At 64.8% G+C, this 18405-nt stretch carries 18 protein-coding genes and 1 pseudogene; 9 read left to right on the forward strand and 10 right to left on the reverse strand.

From position 1 onward, the window contains the following. Positions 1–18: 18 nt before the first annotated feature. The 4 genes and pseudogenes from AB4Z00_RS07880 to AB4Z00_RS07895 all read right to left on the reverse strand — a co-directional run. Positions 19–351, reverse strand: a complete 333-nt coding sequence (locus AB4Z00_RS07880) for a hypothetical protein (RefSeq protein ID WP_166675157.1) — start codon at positions 349–351, stop codon at positions 19–21. A gap of 457 nt (positions 352–808) precedes the next feature. Further along, on the reverse strand, positions 809–1186 hold the full coding sequence (gene hisI, locus AB4Z00_RS07885) for a phosphoribosyl-AMP cyclohydrolase (protein ID WP_132262681.1): 378 nt from the start codon (positions 1184–1186) through the stop codon (positions 809–811). A gap of 373 nt (positions 1187–1559) precedes the next feature. Continuing rightward, positions 1560–2054 (reverse strand): ComF family protein, encoded by a 495-nt coding sequence (locus AB4Z00_RS07890; RefSeq protein ID WP_442045723.1) that lies wholly within the window; start codon positions 2052–2054, stop codon positions 1560–1562. Positions 2055–2132: 78 nt separating this feature from the next. Then, positions 2133–2351, reverse strand: a pseudogene (locus AB4Z00_RS07895) (double zinc ribbon domain-containing protein); the annotation flags it as partial. Between the two features lie 98 nt (positions 2352–2449). On the opposite strand from AB4Z00_RS07895, the gene AB4Z00_RS07900 reads away from it, so the two are divergent. After that, complete coding sequence (locus AB4Z00_RS07900) at positions 2450–3208, forward strand: methyltransferase domain-containing protein (protein ID WP_442045558.1); 759 nt, start codon at positions 2450–2452, stop codon at positions 3206–3208. Positions 3209–3282: 74 nt separating this feature from the next. Here AB4Z00_RS07900 and glyS read toward each other — a convergent pair whose 3' ends face one another. Both glyS and AB4Z00_RS07910 read right to left on the reverse strand, forming a co-directional pair. Next, positions 3283–5400, reverse strand: coding sequence for a glycine--tRNA ligase subunit beta (gene glyS / locus AB4Z00_RS07905; RefSeq protein WP_442045559.1), 2118 nt, complete (start codon positions 5398–5400; stop codon positions 3283–3285). Next, positions 5397–6302 (reverse strand): glycine--tRNA ligase subunit alpha, encoded by a 906-nt coding sequence (locus tag AB4Z00_RS07910; protein WP_314465183.1) that lies wholly within the window; start codon positions 6300–6302, stop codon positions 5397–5399. Before AB4Z00_RS07910 ends, glyS begins: the two co-directional genes overlap by 4 nt. A gap of 181 nt (positions 6303–6483) precedes the next feature. Between AB4Z00_RS07910 and AB4Z00_RS07915 the strand changes: the two genes are divergently transcribed. The 5 genes from AB4Z00_RS07915 to AB4Z00_RS07935 all read left to right on the forward strand — a co-directional run bounded on the left by AB4Z00_RS07915 (position 6484) and on the right by AB4Z00_RS07935 (position 10342). After that, the gene (locus AB4Z00_RS07915) at positions 6484–7401 is read left to right on the forward strand and encodes a TraB/GumN family protein (protein ID WP_442045560.1); all 918 of its coding nucleotides are present in this window, start codon (positions 6484–6486) and stop codon (positions 7399–7401) included. A 3-nt stretch (positions 7402–7404) separates the two neighbouring features. Beyond that, positions 7405–8256, forward strand: a complete 852-nt coding sequence (locus AB4Z00_RS07920; RefSeq protein ID WP_442045561.1) for a TraB/GumN family protein — start codon at positions 7405–7407, stop codon at positions 8254–8256. 191 nt (positions 8257–8447) lie between these two features. Further along, the gene (locus AB4Z00_RS07925) at positions 8448–9065 is read left to right on the forward strand and encodes a 50S ribosomal protein L25/general stress protein Ctc (RefSeq protein ID WP_132262667.1); all 618 of its coding nucleotides are present in this window, start codon (positions 8448–8450) and stop codon (positions 9063–9065) included. A gap of 131 nt (positions 9066–9196) precedes the next feature. Further along, on the forward strand, positions 9197–9766 hold the full coding sequence (pth, locus tag AB4Z00_RS07930; RefSeq protein WP_132262665.1) for an aminoacyl-tRNA hydrolase: 570 nt from the start codon (positions 9197–9199) through the stop codon (positions 9764–9766). 162 nt (positions 9767–9928) lie between these two features. Then, complete coding sequence (locus AB4Z00_RS07935; RefSeq protein ID WP_314465176.1) at positions 9929–10342, forward strand: PEP-CTERM sorting domain-containing protein; 414 nt, start codon at positions 9929–9931, stop codon at positions 10340–10342. Between the two features lie 97 nt (positions 10343–10439). Here AB4Z00_RS07935 and AB4Z00_RS07940 read toward each other — a convergent pair whose 3' ends face one another. Then, positions 10440–11975: a tetratricopeptide repeat protein gene (locus AB4Z00_RS07940; RefSeq protein WP_442045562.1), complete on the reverse strand. Its 1536-nt coding sequence runs from the start codon at positions 11973–11975 to the stop codon at positions 10440–10442. A gap of 142 nt (positions 11976–12117) precedes the next feature. Between AB4Z00_RS07940 and ychF the strand changes: the two genes are divergently transcribed. Further along, positions 12118–13218 (forward strand): redox-regulated ATPase YchF, encoded by a 1101-nt coding sequence (gene ychF / locus AB4Z00_RS07945; RefSeq protein ID WP_132262659.1) that lies wholly within the window; start codon positions 12118–12120, stop codon positions 13216–13218. A gap of 62 nt (positions 13219–13280) precedes the next feature. Here the strand turns inward: ychF and AB4Z00_RS07950 are convergent, their stop codons facing one another. Further along, positions 13281–13697 carry a MerR family transcriptional regulator gene (locus AB4Z00_RS07950; protein WP_431566630.1) on the reverse strand — a complete coding sequence of 139 codons (417 nt, stop codon included), beginning with the start codon at positions 13695–13697 and terminating at the stop codon, positions 13281–13283. A 41-nt stretch (positions 13698–13738) separates the two neighbouring features. Here AB4Z00_RS07950 and AB4Z00_RS07955 point away from each other — a divergent pair, with 41 nt between their 5' ends. Further along, positions 13739–14518, forward strand: coding sequence for a MauE/DoxX family redox-associated membrane protein (locus AB4Z00_RS07955; RefSeq protein WP_442045563.1), 780 nt, complete (start codon positions 13739–13741; stop codon positions 14516–14518). A 43-nt stretch (positions 14519–14561) separates the two neighbouring features. Next, entirely contained in the window at positions 14562–15884 is a 1323-nt protein-coding gene (locus tag AB4Z00_RS07960) for an alkaline phosphatase family protein (protein WP_442045564.1), read from the forward strand. On the opposite strand, the gene AB4Z00_RS07965 is transcribed toward AB4Z00_RS07960, so the two are convergent. Together AB4Z00_RS07965 and mutL are read right to left on the reverse strand one after the other, a co-directional pair. Further along, positions 15868–16359 (reverse strand): hypothetical protein, encoded by a 492-nt coding sequence (locus AB4Z00_RS07965; protein ID WP_442045565.1) that lies wholly within the window; start codon positions 16357–16359, stop codon positions 15868–15870. The two genes, AB4Z00_RS07960 and AB4Z00_RS07965, sit on opposite strands and share 17 nt — an antisense overlap. Continuing rightward, complete coding sequence (gene mutL, locus AB4Z00_RS07970; RefSeq protein WP_442045566.1) at positions 16359–18194, reverse strand: DNA mismatch repair endonuclease MutL; 1836 nt, start codon at positions 18192–18194, stop codon at positions 16359–16361. Before mutL ends, AB4Z00_RS07965 begins: the two co-directional genes overlap by 1 nt. Positions 18195–18405 lie beyond the last annotated feature (211 nt).

Consider the following 18405-nt stretch of genomic DNA (forward strand, 5'->3'; position numbering starts at 1 on the left):
GGTGGTCAAATCACCGGCTCAGCAGCCGTGCGACTTGCCGCCATCGTCATCGCCCCAGCCACCATGGCCATGACCGTTGTCATGTCCGTGGCCGTGACCGTTGTCGTGGCCCCAGCCCCAGCCGGGCTTGCCCCAACCCCAGTTGGGCTTGCCCCAACCGGAACCAGGCTTACCCCAACCCCAACCGGGCTTGTTCGAACCCCAGCTGGGCTTGCCCCAACGGTCGTTGCCGCGATCGTTACCGCGACCCCAGTTGTCGCCCCGGCCCCAGCCGGAGTTCTTGCTGGAACTCTTGGACGAGTCCGAGGTGTGGAAGTTGCTGGAGGACGAGCTCGGCCTCTGATCTGCCATTGCGGCGGTTGGTGCTGCTACGAGCCCCACCACCATGGCAGCAATCAACGCTTTATGCTTCATTGATGCTTCCCTTCCATTCATGCGCCCCAGGCGCCTGACAAGGCCACCCATCTCCGCCCGGTTCGCCTCCGAAAGTCGGCGACCCGGAAGCCGGCAGGGCCACGACCCGGTGCATGGGGCACGGAGCACCGACCAAAGTCCCTGCCAATCAACGATTTTTCTCGTAGGACGGGCACGACCGAAGACGGTCCTTGCACCCTGTCGTCCGGGATAGTTCATTGGCGAGAGACGTCTTGCGAGCCGATTGCGATGATCCGTCCGCCCCGTCCGCTCAATGGTGACCTGTAGAACATGCTGATTCTTTGGTTAATTTTGAAATCGGCCGATAAGTGCATGTTCTTAAGGGAAGAGGTGCTTTTCCTATACTGTAATTACTCAATCGATTGCTAACTGCTTAGTCGGAAACGCGAATCAAAGAATCGCCCGACAACTTCCTATAAAAGCAGCTTCGCGCCCCCGTATGGCAGGCCGGTCCTTCGGGCCGAACCCGCAGTTCCAGCGCATCCTGGTCGCAATCCACCCGAATGTCCTCGACACGCAGGAAATGGCCCGAGGTCTCTCCCTTCAGCCACAAGGTCCCGCGCGAGCGCGAGTGGAAATGGGCGAGTCCCGTTTCGAGCGTCTTTTCGAGCGCTTCCTGGTTCATGTAGGCCACCATCAGGATGTCCCGCGTCTGCGAGTCGACGGCTATGGCGATGAGCAGACCCTGCGCATCGAATCGCGGCAGGAAAGTAGTGCCCAGTTCGCGTTCGGCCTTGCTTGCTTCGGACATGACGGAAATTTCTCCGATTTGAATTCATTGGACGCGGTTGTTGCACGATAACCACAGCCGTTGACCAAAATCCTCGTAGCTTCGCCGTGCCTCTTTTCAACCCCGGGATTTCGTAGGAATGTCTGTCTGCAGCTGGGGGCTGCTGCTGACCCACAGGTCGCTGATACAAGCGCCACGGTTCAGGGAACAAGGCCGGAATACTTTCGGGTGGTCTGGTTTCAGGTAATGAGGGATCGGGCCAGGCGGCCGACAGGGGGACCGCCGAACTGCTTTGCAGGGCCCAACAGTTTCGTCACGAGGACGCCCGGAGCCCAAAGTTCCGGGCGTTTTCGTTTGTGGCGACCCGGTAGTTGTCGCCCTGTCCGGCGAAATCTCAAGCCTCAGGCGGATTCGGCGATCGGCGCACATGCTCCAATGCTTCGTCCAGCACCCGTGCAAAGCAGGCGATTACGACTTTTGCCGCTCCGGCCCGCTTGAGGCTGGATACGCAGGCCTCGCTCGTCGCGCCGCTCGTCAGCACGTCGTCGACCAGAATTACTTTCGCGCCCTTCAACATGGCTCTCCGAGACGGCCGCGCCGCTATGGCGCCGGACAGGACCTTGCGCCGCGCAGCCTTGCCCAGTCCGCCCAACGAAGGCGTCGCCTTGCGGCGATCCAGCAGATCGACGGCAAGGACGCCCCCGGTGATCCTTGCGATCTCGCGGGCCAGCTCTGCGGCCTGGTTATATCCACGCCGCCAGATCCGCCAGGGATGGAGCGGTACGGGCACGATCAGCCATGTCTCGTCCACGAAAGCCAGCTTGGCGCTGACCAGCCTCGCCATCAGCCGGGCGTGCGAAATCCGATTGCCGTGCTTCAGAGCGAGCACGAGTTTGCGCGAGGCATCGTTGTAGAGCGTCCCCGCGGCGATGCCGTCGTGCCGCGGGGGCTCGCCCAGGCAAGGCGCACAAAGCGCGCCTTCGGGTATGCCGGCGCCGAACGGCCGGGAGCAGGCGATGCATGAGGGTTCCCCGGGTATTGCCAGTTTGCCCCAGCATGAAGCGCAAAGCCCCCCATGCGCGCTCAGCCCTGCTCCGCACAGCGGACATCGCGGCGGAAAAATCAGGTCGACAAGCGGATCGAAGGCGCGAACGAGAGACATCGGCGACGAAGCTAGCCCCGGCATTTCCCTCTGCAAGCTACAAGGCGTTAACCCGCCATCTCGAACTGTAATTGCACGAAGTGCGATTGCACCGGTCGGCGCAAAGCGGCAGGGGAGCGACCATGGCCAGCAAAGCTCCCCCCCGCATCTTCTCGCCCGCCCGCCGTCTCGCCGCCCGCCGCCGCGCGCTCGCGCTCCAAAAGCAGCACGACGCACCGCAATACCTTCACGAAGACATGGTGGAAGACGTCCTCGAGCGCCTTTCCTTCCTACGCTTCGAGCCCGCCCGTGCGCTGGTCATCGGCGATTGGACCGGCGCACTGGCTGAGGCCCTGAACGCGCAGGGCGTCGCCGTGACGCAAGTGGAACCGGCGGAAGGCTTCGACGAAGAAGCCCCTTACCCATTCGAAGGTTTCGACCTCATCGCCAGTCTCGGCACGCTGGACACGGTCAACGACCTGCCGGGCGCCCTGGTCCACATCCGCAAGGCCCTGGCGCCGGGCGGGATGATGATCGCCAGCTTCCTTTCAGCGGGCAGCCTGCCGACCTTGCGCGATGTCATGCTGGCCGCCGACGGCGAACGTCCGGCCGCTCGGGTCCATCCCATGGTCGACGTGCGCGCGGGCGGACAACTGCTCCAGCGCACGCTTTTCGCGGACCCGGTGATCGACCAGCGCTCCTTGCAGGTCGGTTTCCGCAGCCTGGAGCGGCTCGTTGGCGACATCCGTGCCCAGGGTATCGGCGGCGTCCTGGCCGATGCGCCACCACCCTTGGGAAAGGAAGCGCTGGCGCGCGCCCGTGAGGCCTTCGCCGCCGCCGGAGACGATGGCAGGACCGTGGAGCGATTTGAAATTCTCACTCTATCTGGCTGGAAAAAGTAAGAAAAAGGCCGGGGAATACCCCGGCCTTTTCGTTTTCAGGGGCGAATGACGCTCCCCGCAGCTTGATCCGGCGATCAGCCCTCGATGCGAGAGAAATCCGCGACCTTGTGAACCGCGGCGCGGAAGCGGTCCAGCAGGGCCAGGCGGGCCTGGCGCTTCAGCGGGTCGGCATCGTTGACGGTGACGTCCTCGAAGAACGCATCGATCGGCGCGCGAAGCGACGCCAGCGCGGTCATGGCCGCAGCGAAGTCCTCGGAGGAAACCGCGCGCGAGACTTCCGTTTCCGCCGCGGCAACGGCGTCGATCAGGGTCTGCTCGGCAGGCTCGGCCGCATAGGCCGGCGCCTGCTCGCTGGCGTGACGGTGCGCCATCTTGGCGGCAATCACTTCGGCCAGATCGGGATCCTCGACACCGGCCAGCGGATCTTCCTCGCCCGTGCGCGCGATCTCGCCCTCGACGCCGTGCCAGTCTTCCTTCTTGAGGATGTTGGCAGCGCGCTTGTAGCCCGCCAGCAGGTTCGCACCGTCATCGGTCGAGACGAAGCCCTGGAGGGCATGCACGCGGGCGAGCAGGCGAACGAGGTCGTCCTCGCCGCCAAGTGCGAAGACCGCGTCGATCAGGTCGTGACGAACGCCGGCTTCCTTCTGCTGGACCTTGAGGCGGTCTGCGAAGAAGTCGAGCAGGTCACCCTCGGCAACCCCGAAACGCAAGGCATTGTCGGTGATGAGACGGATGATACCCAGAGCGGCACGGCGCAGCGCGAACGGATCCTTCGACCCGGTCGGCTTCTCGTCGATCGCAAAGAAGCTGCGAAGCGTATCGAGTTTGTCTGCCAGCGCCACGGCCACGGTGACGGGCGCCGTCGGCACTTCATCCCCTTGCCCGACGGGCTTGTAGTGATCGCGGATGGCATCCGCGACCGCATCGGGCAGACCTTCGGCACGGGCATAATATCCGCCCATAAGCCCTTGAAGTTCTGGAAATTCTCCGACCATCTCGGTGACGAGATCGGCCTTGGAGAGTTCCGCAGCGTGACGCGCGAGCGCCGGATCGCAGTTCGGCACTATGCCTTCGCTTGCCAGCCATTCGGCCAGTCTGGCGACGCGCTCGACCTTGTCGGCAACGGAGCCCAGCTTTTCATGGAAGGTGATGCGGGCAAGCTTTGCAGCCTGGGCCGATAGCGAGGTCTTGCGATCCTGCTGCCAGAAGAAGCGCGCATCTGATAGACGCGCCGCCAGCACCTTGCGATTGCCGTCGACGATAGCCGCCCCGCCATCGTTGGCGACAATATTTGCCGTACAAATGAAGGCGTTGGCGAGTGAACCTGCAGTGTCTTCGCAGACGAAGTACTTCTGGTTGACGCGGGCCGTCAGCTGGATGGTCTCGGGCGGAACCTCAAGGAAGTCCTCTTCGAACCGGCCGAGCAGCGGCACCGGCCATTCGGTAAGACCTGCATTCTCGATCACCAGCCCCTCGTCCTCGACCAGCACGAGCCCGGCCGTGGTGGCGGCCTCACGCGCCTTGGTGCGAACGATATCCTGCCGTTCCTCGTGGTTTACGAGCACATGGGCAAGGTGCAGCTTGTCGGCATAGTCGTGCGCGCCGCCGATGGTGATTTCTCCGGGGGCATGGAAGCGGTGGCCCAGCGTAACATATCCCGAAGCGATGCCGCCCACTTCGCAGGCGACGAGGTCCTCGCCCAGGATCGCGACGATCCCGGAGAGCGGACGCACCCAGCGGAGCGATTCCGTGGAGATCGAGGCGGCGCCCCAGCGCTGCGACTTGGGCCAGGGGAAGCTGCGGATGATGGCCGGGACGACCTCCGCAAGCACCTCGGCCACGGCGCGGCCCGGCTTTTCGACGACGGCGAAGTAGGTGTCCTTGCCCTTGAGGTCGCGCACCTCGAGCTGGTCCCTGGTCAGGCCGGTCTTGCGCAGGAAGCCTTCGAGCGCTTGTTCCGGGGCGCTGGTTGCAGGGCCCTTGGTTTCCTCGTGAACGGCCTCGGTCGCCAGCGGAAGGCCGCGTGCGATCAGAGCGAGCCGGCGCGGCGTGGACCAGACGGTGACTTCGCCCACGGCAACGCCGGCAGCGGCCATTTCCTTGCGGAACAGCTTTTCCAGATCGGCGCGCGCGCCGGCCTGCATGCGAGCAGGAATTTCCTGCGAACGCAGTTCGAGAAGGAAGTCGGTCATACGGTCCATCCCGGGAACTTGGCTTCCCATTCGCTCTTGTTCTTGTCGATCCAGGCCTCGCACGATCCCTTGGCGAGATCGCGCACACGGCCGATGTAGCTGGCCCGCTCCTGCACGGAGATCACGCCGCGCGCCTGAAGCAGGTTGAAGAGATGGCTGGCCTCGATCGCCTGGTCATAGGCGGCAAGCGGAATTTCCGCCTCGATGCAGCGCATGCATTCGGCCTCGGCGGCCTTGAAGCCGGCGAAAAGTGCCTCGGTATCGGCGATCTCGAAGTTGTACTTCGACATCTGCTGCTCATTGGCGAGGAACACGTCGCCATAGCTGACGCCCTCGTTGTTGAAGCGCAGGTCGTAGACGCGGTCGACGCCCTGGATATACATCGCCAGACGCTCCAGACCGTAAGTCAGCTCGCCCGCGACCGGCTTGCAGTCGAACCCGCCGACCTGCTGGAAGTACGTGAACTGCGTCACTTCCATGCCGTCACACCAGACTTCCCAGCCCAAGCCCCAGGCGCCCAGGGTCGGGCTTTCCCAATCGTCCTCGACGAAGCGGATATCGTGCGCGAGCGGATCGACGCCGATGGCGGCGAGGCTGGCGAGATAGAGTTCCTGCAGGTTGTCCGGGTTCGGCTTCAGGATCACCTGATACTGATAGTAATGCTGGAGCCGGTTCGGGTTTTCGCCATAGCGGCCATCGGTCGGACGGCGCGAAGGCTGGACATAGGCCGCCTTCCAAGGTTCCGGGCCGAGCGCGCGAAGCGTCGTGGCCGGATGGAAGGTACCTGCCCCCATGCGCATGTCATAGGGCTGGAGGATGAGGCAGCCCTGCGCGCTCCAGAAGTTGTGGAGCGTCAGGATCATGTCCTGGAAGCTGAGCGGCTGTCTGTCAGCGGTCGACATCGAAATCCCGTCAAATCTCTTGGTTGCGCGGCCTTTGGCGGATCGAACCGGCCAAATCAACCGCACAAGCCGCGCGTGAACAACAGTTATGGCTACCGCGCCCGGCGCCGCGAGGCTATCCCCCGCGCTACGGAACCTCCGTCAAGCGCCCGTTTCTCTCGTACTCCCTCGGAAAACCGTCATGATACCGTCCCGCAAGATCCGCCTGCTCGCGGCGGCTTCCGCCTTGTTCATATTCCTGGCCGCGCCGCCGGTCACGGCGCGGGAGAAGGCAAGGGCTTCGGGGGCGCCTGCTGCCGAGGCCAGACCTGCGCTTTGGAAGATCTCCGACCGGGACACGACGATCTACCTGTTCGGCACGATCCACATTCTCCCCGAAGAACTGGGCTGGTTCCGTGGGCCGGTGAAGCGCGCTTTCCAGTCGGCCGATCAGGTCGTCACGGAAACGATGACCGATTCGCCAGAGACCCTGCAGGCGATCTTCGCGGAGAAGGGGATCCGCCGGGACGGCCGGACATTGCGCGAGAGCCTGGACGACATGCAGCGCGGCATACTGAATAAAAGTCTTTCGAATCTTGGACTTGCCGTCAATTCATTCGATCAGTTCGAGCCCTGGTACGCCGGGTTGCTGCTCTCTCTGATCCCGCTGAAAGCCGCCGGATACGATCAGGCCAAGGGCGTCGAGAACCAGATCGATGCGATGGCCAAGGCCAGCGGCGTGGCGCGGCATCCGCTGGAAACTGCTGAATACCAGATCGGTCTCTTCGCCGCCTTGCCGGAAGCGAGCCAGCGGGCCTACCTTTCCGAAGTGCTGGAGCAGCTGCCTACCCTCAAGGAAGACGTGGCCAAGCTGGTCAATGCCTGGAGACGGGGCCGGGCCGAGGAACTCGCCGAACTGCTCAATGACGACGAATCGGACGAGACCATGCGCAAGGTGCTCATCACCGACCGCAACCAAGCCTGGGCGAAATGGCTTGAAGGTCGGCTCGCTCAGCCTGGCGTGGTCTTCGTGGCCGTCGGCGCGGGGCATCTGGCCGGGGCGGGCAGTGTTCAGGAGCAGCTGTCACGCGACGGCATTCGCGCAGTGCGGGTGCAGTAGCCGATGCGCAAGACCATCGTCCTGCTGGCGGCCCTGGCCCTCTTTGCCTGCGGACCGAAACCCCAGCCCGCCGATCCCGCAATCTGGCGTGTCGAGGGACCGAACGGCCAGACCGCCTGGCTCTTCGGAACCATTCATAGTGCCAAGTCTCCGCTGCAATGGCAGACCGCGAAAGTTCAGACCGCTCTGGAAGGTTCGGACTCGGTGATGGTCGAAGTCGCCAATCTCGCCGACGAGAAGGAAGTCGCCGCCACGTTCGCCCGCCTCGCCAGGAACGAGGGACAGCCGCCGTTGTCCCAACGGATCGATCCACGCAGGCGCCCTGCCCTGTCGGCCTTGCTGGCGAAAGGCGGCTATGCCGATGGCGATTTCGCGGCGATGGACACTTGGGCCGCGGCCCTCACGCTGGCCCAGGCCGGGGCCAAGGAAGATGAGGCGCGCAATGGCGTGGACCGGGCCGTCATCGCGGCGGCAGGAAACAAGCCCGTCGTCGAACTGGAGGGTGCGGCAAAGCAGCTCGGCCTGTTCGACAGTCTGCCGGAGCGCGAGCAGCGCGATCTGCTGGGCGCGGTCGTGACCGAGGCCGCCACCACGGATGGCGATCTTGCCGAGCGCTGGCGTCAGGGAGACATGGCCGCGATCGAACGCGAAACGCGCAAGGGCCTGCTGGCCGACCCGGAACTGCGCGCGGTGCTCTTCGTGGGACGCAACCGGGACTGGGCCGGAAAGATCGCCTCTGCCATGCGGGAAGGCAAACGTCCGTTCGTTGCCGTCGGAGCGGCACACATGGCTGGGCCTGAGGGCATTCCGGCGATGCTGGCAGCGAAGGGCTACCGCGTCGTCCGGGTCGAATAGCTGGAACGCGGTCGATCCGGGTTGATCGGGACTGGGCCACTGGCGGTCCCGACAGTGCTTGCAAATCTGCGATAATCGCATTAAGGGCGCCCGCTTCCCGTCATGGTCATCCCTGGAGGCGTGGCGGGACGGAGCGGGCCGATACGCGGCCTGTATCCGACATATATCCAGTTTTCGAAAGGCAAGTCCTCATGAGCGATACGCTTAACCTGCCGGCCGAGACGCGTGATCGGGCTGGCAAGGGAGCCTCCCGTGCTCTGCGTCGCGATGGCCGCGTCCCCGCCGTTATCTATGGTGGTAACGAAGAACCCCTCGCAATCCACGTCGAGGAAAAGGAGCTGGCCCGCCAGCTTGGAACCGGTCACTTCTTCAACTCGATCATCGAAGTTGAAGTCGGCGGCAAGAAGTTCCGGACGCAGCCCAAGGACGTTGCCTTCCACCCCGTTTCGGATCGTCCGCTTCACGCCGACTTCCTGCGCGTCGTCAAGGGCGCGACCGTGCACGTCAACGTGCCGGTCGTCTTCGCCAACGAAGAAGCTTCGCCGGGCCTGAAGCGCGGCGGCGTGCTGAACGTCGTTCGCCACGACCTGGAACTGGTCTGCGACGCCGAGAAGATCCCGCATGAGATCGTCATCGACGTGACCGGCTTCGACGTGGGCGAATCGATCCACTCCAGCCACGTCAAGCTCCCCAAGGGCGTCGAGAACGCGATCACCGACCGCGATTTCACCATCGCGACGATCGCTGCCCCTTCGGCTCTCAAGAGCTCCGAAGGCGACACGGCCAAGGAAGAAGCTGAAGGCGAGTAATCGCAGCCGAGTAAATTCGGTTCCGGGTCCTTTCGGGCCCGGCCATCTTCGGATAGGGAACGGCCCCTCCAGCCCCGGTTCGTCCGGCGCGCGGAGGGGCCGTTTCGCGTTTCAGTACAGGATTTCTCGTCATGCAGCTCTGGGTCGGCCTCGGTAACCCCGGTCCCCAATATTCGCTGAACCGGCACAACGTCGGCTTCATGGCGATCGATGCGATTGCCGAAGTCCACAACTTCGGTCCGAGCCAGAAGAAATTCCAGGGCTGGCTCCAGGAAGGGCGGATCGGCTCCGAGAAAGTGCTGCTGCTGAAGCCGGCAACTTTCATGAACGAGAGCGGCCGCGCCGTGGGCGAAGCCATGCGCTTCTACAAGCTGGCGCTGGCGGACCTCACCGTATTTCACGACGAGCTGGATCTGGCGCCTTTCAAGGTCAAGGTGAAACAAGGCGGTGGTCATGCCGGCCACAATGGGCTGCGCTCCATCGACCAGCACCTCGGCGCGGAATTCCGCCGCGTGCGGTTGGGTATCGGCCATCCCGGCCACAAGGACCGCGTGACCGGCTATGTCCTGGGCAATTACGCCAAGGCCGACATGGATCCGCTGGCCGACATGCTGGGCGCCGTTGCAGGGGAAGCCGATCGCCTTTCGGCCGGCGACGATACCAGGTTCATGAACGACGTCGCTCTCCGCCAGCAGGATTGAACCCCTGGAGTTAGCCGTCTTTCGCCGCAATTAGCGTCGGGTTAGCTTACACAAGCAACGCTTCGAGGTATGCGTTAACCAACGTTCTCCGCAGAAACCCTCATCTGGCACGACGCTTGCTTTTCCTCTTGGCAACCCATTCGGGCAACAAGGGGAATACGAATGATCCGCAAGACCATGCTCGCCCTGGCGCTCACCGCCGGCAGCACCATCGCATTCACGTCGCCTGCGCAGGCGACCTGGGGCTGGGGCGGCAGCGGCGGCCACAAGCACACTTGCAACTGCGGCCATTCGGCCGGCAAGAAGCAGTGCGGGTCCAGCAGCTCGTCTGGCGGCACCACGACCACTTCGGGCGGCACCACCTCGACTTCGGGCGGGACGACGTCCACTTCCGGCGGCACGACCACCTCGGGTGGCACCACGACCACTTCGGGCGGCACCACGACTTCCGGTGGCACCTCCGGCGGTTCCAGCAGCGGCGGCAGCACCGACGTGCCGGAACCGGGCATGCTCGGCATGATGGGCCTCGGCCTGCTCGGCCTGGCCTATGCTCGCCGCCGCAAGAAGCGCGACTGACAGTAGCTTCCAAGGCGCCGCGCCCGCGCCCATCGCGGGAGGTGGCGCCTCTCGGCCGGGTTGCTTCCGTTTCCGGCCGGGCAGGCCGCCGCCGGCTTTAGCTGGCGGCGGCCTTCGCTTTTCCAAGATCGCGCGCGATGTCGGGATCGCGCGGATCGGCGATGGCCGCAGCCTCCAGCAGGCGCCGGGCACCGGACAGGTCGCGACCGAGTTCCAGGCGGACGAGGCCGGCCACGTGAAGATAGTCGGGATTGTCCGGCGCCAGTGTGCGCGCCCGGTCGGCATAAGCCAGGGCGTCACTTCCCTGCCCCAGCCCCGCCGCTGCCAGTGCCATGCGCTTGAGAACCTCGGGATCGTCTCCCCGCTGAAGCAGTTCGCGATAGGTCGCCAGCGCCAGCTTCCAGTCCTGCGCGGACAGGGCGGCCTGCCCCTTGTCCGCCAGCGCCATCGTCGCTTTCAAACGCACGGGATCGAGCCGTGCTTTCAGCACATCCGCCTCGGGAGCACCGGCCGCGCGGGCCGCGCGTTCGGCTGAACCGAGAATTTCCGGCTGGGCCAGCGTGCCGGAAGCCAGGGGCTTCAGCGTTTCCCACGCGCCCCTCGCATCCCCGCTCGCCAGTTGCGCTTCTCCGAGCATCATGCGCGCGAACGGATTGCCCGGCAGCAGCAGCGAGGCCCGGCTGAACAGCACACGGGCCTGCTCGGCGTGACCAAGACGCAGCAGGGCCTCGCCATACGTCAGCCCCAGGCTCGATGCCGGATCGATGCGCCCCTCTCGCCCCTGCAGCGCCAGGCGGATCGTTTTCCATTCGCCTTTCTCAGCCAGAAGCTGGATCCGCATCTCTTCGAGGGCCGGGTCGCCGGACGAGAGCTTCGCCGCCTTCTCGACTACGCGCATGGCCGCATCGACCTCGCCTTTTTCGTCGAGGGCATTGGCAAGCGCCAGCATGGGCGGGACTTTGCCGGGATAGGCGCTTGTCGCTTTGCCATAGGCGGCTATCGCGCCATCCGTCTCGCCGCGTGCGGCGGCGATGTCGCCGGCGAGAACGAGCGTGTTGTAGGCGCCCGGCGCAAAGCGGTTCATTCGCGTCAGGATCTGCCCGGCGCGGGCAAGGTCGCCGGTTTCCAGCGCGAACCGCGCATAGGCTACGCTCAGTGGCAGGTCGTCACCCGCGGCCATCCCCTTTTCGAAGGATGCCAAGGCGTCCGTTTGTTTGCCCAGCGCCAGTTGGGCCTGAGCGCGCAGCCGCCAGGCATCGGTGTCGAAATCGTTTACAATCAGCGCCAGAGCCGCAGCCGGCTTGCCGCGCAGCAGGCTGACACCCGCTTCCAGTCGGCGGAGTTCCGCGCCCTTCCCGCCAGCCTTCTTCAATCGGGCAAGGACGCGATCGGCCGCGTCGGCATCGCCCAATGCGATCTGCGTCCTGCCCAGAAGCGCCAGGACCTGGAGGTTGTCAGGTTCCTTCTCAAGCATGGCGAAGAGCGTGGTGCGGGCCGAAGGGTAGCTTTGCGAGGCGAAATCGGCGCGGGCCTTTTCCAGCCCTCCCCCGCCGCTGTCGGTTCCAATGCCGCCGCAAGCAGTAAGCGACGCGGACACGAGGGCGACAAGGGAGAGGCGAACGATGGATTTCATCCCGCCCGTCTAGGAACAAGCCCTGAAATTTCCGTGAAGCCCACCTCTCCACCGGCTCCGGTCATAAAGAACCGTCGCGCAACTGGTAATGCGCGCAGACTGGCGCTAAGGCGCGGCCCATACATTTCTTCCGGAGTTACACATGGGTTTCCGTTGCGGAATCGTGGGCCTGCCCAATGTTGGCAAGTCGACCTTGTTCAATGCGCTCACCGAGACGCAGGCGGCGCAGGCGGCCAACTATCCCTTCTGCACGATCGAGCCCAATGTCGGCCAGGTCGGCGTTCCCGATCCGCGCCTGGACAAGCTGGCCGAAATCGCCGGTTCGGCCAAGATCATCCCGACGCAGCTGTCCTTCGTGGACATCGCCGGGCTCGTGCGCGGCGCCTCGAAGGGTGAAGGCCTGGGCAACCAGTTCCTCGGCAACATCCGCGAAGTGGACGCGATCGTTCACGTCCTGCGCTGCTTCGAGAACGACGACATCCAGCACGTCGACGAGCGCGTCGACCCCATTGCCGATGCCGAGACGGTCGAGACCGAGCTGCTTCTTTCCGACCTGGAGAGCCTGGAAAAGCGCGTTCCCGCCGCTCAGAAGAAAGCTACCCAGGGCGACAAGGAATCGAAGATCGTCGCCTCGGTGCTCGGCCAGGCGCTGGAGCTGCTGCGCGAAGGCAAGCCCGCGCGCCTCACCCAGCCCAAGGACGAAGACGAGGAACGCGTGTTCCGCCAGGCCCAGCTCCTGACGGCCAAGCCGGTCCTCTATGTCTGCAACGTCGAGGAAGAAGCTGCAGCGGAAGGCAATGCCTTCTCCGCCCGCGTCTTCGAGAAGGCCAAGGCCGAGGGCGCCACTGCGGTGATCGTCTCGGCGGCCATCGAATCGGAGCTGGTCGGCATGGATATCGAGGAGCGCATGGTCTTCCTCGAGGAGATGGGCCTGCACGAAACCGGCCTCGCCCGCATCATTCGCGCCGGCTACGAACTGCTTTCCCTGCTGACCTTCTTCACCGTCGGCCCCAAGGAAGCGCGCGCCTGGACCGTGCACAAGGGCGCCAAGGCCCCCGACGCCGCCGGCGAGATCCACTCGGACATGCAGCGCGGCTTCATCCGCGCCGAGACCATCGCTTACGACGACTATGTCGCCCTGAACGGTGAAGCCGGCGCCAAGGAAGGCGGCAAGCTGCGTCAGGAAGGCAAGGAATACGTGGTGCACGACGGCGACGTCATGCACTTCAAGTTCAACGTCTGATCCGGAGATACCGGCGGTCACCGGCTCGATCCGGGACCGCCGGCAGTTCCTTCACTCCCGGTTCAGGTCCGGGAAGACGCCGGTTCCTCGAACGCTTCGAGGATGGGGCAAGGGCCATCGTCCGAGCCGGCGCATTCGCGGGCCAATCGCCGCAACGACTGCCGCGCGGCTTCCAGTTGCGCGATCTCCCGATCCAGTTCCGCCAATCGCATTTCCGCCATTTTCCGCGCGCGCGGCCGGTCTCCGGTATGGTCGAGGCTGATCAGCTCGGCGATCTCGTCGAGAATGAAGCCGGCCGCCTTGGCCGAGCGAATGAAGCGCAGGCGCTTCACATCTGGCTCACCATAATGTCGCTGCCCCCTGGCGCCTCCGGTCGCAGCCGGGCGCGGGTCGAAGAGCAGGCCCTTGCGCTGGTAGAAACGAACCGTCTCCACGCCGACGCCGCTCGAACGGGCCAGCTCCGAAATCGTCAATGCCATGCTTGACTCCGTACCATGGTACGGAAGGTATAAGCCTCGGCATGACGCAAGACCAGACCCTCGAAAGCCCCGCATCCCGCCAGTCAGACAAGAGCGCCGCGCTCTTCCGCATGGTCATGGACAAGCACACTTGTCCCTGGGGTCTCAAATCGAAATACCTGCTGGAAAAGCTCGGCTATGAGGTCGAGGATCACTGGCTGACCACGCGCGAGCAGGTCGATGCCTTCAAGGCGCGGCACGGTGTTGCCACCACGCCGCAGACCTTCATCGGGGGCGCCCGGATCGGCGGCTATACCGATTTGCGCGCCCATTTCGGCCTGAAGGTTCACGACCCGAAAGCAAAGAGCTACCGCCCCGTGCTGGCCGTTTTCGCCACCGGCCTCGGCCTCGCCCTGGCGGCGAGTTGGGCTTCGTTCGGCACGCCTTTCACCATGCGCGGCGCCGAATGGTTCGTTTCGATGACGATGATGCTGCTGGCGATGCTCAAGCTTCAGGATGTCGAGCAGTTTTCGACGATGTTCCTGGGTTATGACCTGTTGGCCAAGCGCTTAGTGCCTTACGCTTACGGCTATCCCGTGCTGGAATGGACCGCAGGCGCACTGATGACGGCGCATGCCCTGCCCTGGCTCTCGATCCCGATCGGCCTCGTGATCGGCGGCATCGGCGCCGCATCGGTATTCTACGCGGTCTATATTCAGAAGCGTGCATTGAAGTGCGCCTGCGTCGGCGGCTCGGGTGCCGTGCCGCTGGGCTTTGTCTCGCTCACGGAGAACCTGTTCATGGTGGCCATGGCGTTGTGGATGCTGGCTGGGATGGCGTGAGCCGACATCGACCTGTCATGGTCCCGGCGCTAGTGGCGCCGTCATGAAAAGACTCGTTCTCCTGTTCGGTGCGCTGGCCCTGCTGGCCGGCCCCGTTCTCGCCGATCCTGCCCTCACCCGACCTGCCAGCACTTGGCCTGCCGACAAACCCGCCGCGGAAGTCCGTGAGCCGGTGGTGATTCTCGTCTCGATCGACGGTTTCAGGGCCGATTATCTCGACCGCGGGATAACACCGCATCTCTCGGCGCTGGCGGCCAGCGGCATCAGCGCGGCCATGCGCCCCTCGTTCCCGAGCAAGACCTTCCCCAATCACTGGGCCATCGCCACGGGAAAAGTGCCCGACCGCAACGGCATCATCGCCAACGGCTTCGAGGATCCCGCTCATCCCGGCGAGAAGTTCACGATGTCGAGCGACGAACCTTACTGGTGGGATGAGGCGGAACCGATCTGGGTGACGGCCGAGAAGTCCGGCATCCGAACCGCAACGATGTTCTGGCCGGGATCGAACGTCGCCTGGGGCGGCACTTTGGTGACCGAGCCGCACAAGACGATCAGCGGCGGAACCCGGCCGAGCGACTGGCAGCAATTCAACGGCGCGGTATCGCCGGTCCAGCGCGTCGATGCCGTGATCGACTGGTTGCGCCGTCCGGCAGTGAAACGCCCGAAGCTGGTGACCCTCTACTTCGACCAGGTCGATACGGCAGGCCATCGCTACGGACCCGGCGACAGCCAGACCGACGCGGCCATCGCCGATGTCGACGGCGATATCGGCCTCCTTCTTGCGGGGCTTCGGGAGCTTGGGCAGCCCGCCAACCTGATCGTCGTGGCCGATCACGGCATGGCTGCCATTTCCAGCGAACGGACCATCGCCCTCGATGCGATTGCCGACCCTTCGCTCTACACGCTGGGCGATACCGGCCCCTTTGCGGGCATCACACCGACCGTAGGCAACGAACGGAAGCTGGCCGCCGCGCTGCTGAAGCCGCACGAACACATGTCATGCTGGCGCAAGCAGGACATCCCGGCGCGCTTCCATTACGGCAGCAACCCCCGCATCGCGCCGTATTTCTGCCTGGCGGAAATCGGCTGGCAGATCGCAGCCAAGCCGCCGGAGAAGGCGTCGACCGGCGGAACCCATGGCTATGACAATGCCGCGCCCGAGATGGCCGCGCTCTTCATCGCCGCCGGACCGGCCTTCAGGCCGAAGGGCAAGTTGGCCCCGTTCGACAATGTCGACATCGCGCCGCTCCTGCGCGACCTCCTGAAGCTGCCCCCGGCAGCCGACGGCGACGGCAACGACGCGCCTTTCCGCGGCACTCTGGCGAAGCCGGGCAGAGGCCAAGCTCCCATCAGCGGTGGCAGGTGACCACGCCTTCCGACATGAAGGCGACCCGTTCCTGGGCATCGTGCAAGATCAGCTTCGCCGGCCAATGAGTGGTGTCCGAGCCGCCGCTCTTGTCGGGCAGGCTCACCAGATCGACCCAACTGGCCAGCCCGACATAAGTGGAGCGCGCGTTGCCCGGCAACTGCGCGCTTTCCACTTTGGCGGCATAGCGCTTGAGGTCCCCGGCGACGCGCAGGAATCCCTCGTCGGCATTGGCTATGAAGATCGGGTCCTTTTCGCCCGGCTTGCGGAAGGAGCATCCCGGCTTGTCCAGCCCATAACGGGCGACGTCGATCTCGGTGATGGCATGGGGAATGATCGGCTTGAACGGCTCCTTGCTCATCCGCTCGACCATGGCCACGTCGTGCGCGTTCTCTACCGCCTCGCGCTGCGGATCTTCCTGTCCGCAAGCTGAGAGCAGAACGAAAGGAGTCAGCGCAAGGATCGGTTTTCGCATCATTTTCGCCCGAACAGTTTTTCGATATCCTGATGAGCCAGTTTAACCCACGTCGGGCGTCCATGGTTGCATTGGCCCGAGCGCGGCGTGCGCTCCATTTCCCGCAGCAGGGCATTCATTTCCGCGACCGAGAGCGAGCGACCGGCCCGGACCGAGCCGTGGCAGGCCATTGTCGCCAGCACCAGTTCCAGCTTCTCACCCAGAAGCAGGGCGTCTCCGTTTTTCGCAAGATCGTCGGCCACGTCGCGCACGAGCGCGTGGACATCGGATTTGCCCAGTACGGACGGCACCGCGCGCACCAGCATGGCACCCGGACCGAACCGTTCGAGCGCGAGGCCGAATTGCGCCAGGTCGGCGATCTTTTCTTCCAGCGCATCGCAGGCGGCCTCTTCCAGCTCTACGACTTCGGGAAGCAGCAGCGCCTGGGAGCGAGACATCGCATCTTCCGCGCCGGCCGCCTTGAGCCGCTCCAGCACGAGCCGCTCATGCGCGGCATGCTGATCGACGATGACCAGGCCATCGGCCGCCTCCGCCACGATGTAAGTCTCCGCGACCTGGCCGCGGGCCACGCCGAGCGGATACTTCAACGCCTCATCGGCAGCCTCGGACGCAGCCTCGGCGCGCCCGGAAGGCTGCGCAATGACCTGCTCCTCGTATGAGCGCCATGCGGCCCCGGTTTCGGAAACCCGATCCGCTGCCGGTCGAAACTCCGAACGGGAGGGCGACGACGAGGAAGAGGGAGCGTACTCCCGGGCAAACAGCGAACCGAGCGAAGGTGCAGGAGCGGCAACCGGCTCCACCTGCCACATGCCCATGGCCGCCGCGGAGGCCGGTTGCGCGCTCCGCTGACCGGACGATTCGAGAGCATGGCGCAAGGCGCCGACCAGAAAACCGCGGATGAACGCAGGATCGCGAAACCGCACTTCCGTCTTGGCCGGATGGACGTTGACGTCCACTTCCTCTGGCGGAATGTCGAGGAACAGCGCCAGCACGGCATGGCGATCCCGCGCCAGCATGTCGGAATAGGCGCCGCGCACGGCTCCCACCAGCAGGCGATCCTTCACCGGCCGGCCATTGACGAACAGGTATTGATGATCGGCGACACCGCGATTGTAGGTGGGAAGACCGGCGACGCCGGTGAGCCGTGCCGACCCGCGCTCGGCATCGATCAGCACGCCGTCGTCCGCCAGTTCGCGTGCCACGAGCCGGGCCACGCGAGAAGCCAGCTCTTCGCGCGGCTGCACGGCAATCGCCCGGCGGCCGTCATGCTCCAGGACGAAGCCGATGTCCGGCCGGGCCATGGCCAGACGGCGCACCACATCCTGGCAAGCCGCATATTCCGAGCGCGCCGAACGCAGGAACTTGCGCCGGGCCGGGACTTTGCCGAAGAGATCCTCCACCCGTATCCGCGTTCCCGGCGGCAGCGCGGCGGGGCTGTCCACCGTCACGATCCCGTGATCGACGACGCGCTTCCAGCCCTCTTCCGCTTCGTGCGGGCGGCTTTCTATGGTCAGCCGCGCGACGGATCCGATCGACGGCAGCGCCTCTCCCCGAAAGCCCAGCGTCGCCACCAGCTCGATATGCTCGTCCGGCAACTTGGAAGTGGCGTGGCGTTCCAGCGCCAGGGCGATCTGGTCCGGGACCATGCCGCAGCCGTCATCAGTCACTTCGATGAGGTCCAGGCCGCCGGCGGACAAGCGCACGGTGATCTGGGTGGAGCCGGCGTCGATCGCGTTCTCCACCAACTCCTTCAGCGCGGACGCGGGCCTTTCCACCACTTCGCCGGCCGCTATGCGGTTGACGAGATGTTCGGGAAGACGGCGGATCGTGGGCATCGGGCACTCTTTCGCAAGCGGCCTTGCTCAGGCCTTGGGCTTCGCGTCATCCAGGTACGAGCCCAGGCYACCGACGGGCCGGCCCGGACGCGGGGCGTCCATGGCACCGCGATCTCGAAGCGATCCAAACACTAGCGGTGAACCGCATGGAATTCGAGACGGGCTTCTGACGATTCCCCCATGAAATCGACACAAATTTTTGGCGTTTCGC

It is taken from the genome of Novosphingobium sp. YAF33 (assembly GCF_052113265.1).
Classification (GTDB): domain Bacteria; phylum Pseudomonadota; class Alphaproteobacteria; order Sphingomonadales; family Sphingomonadaceae; genus Novosphingobium.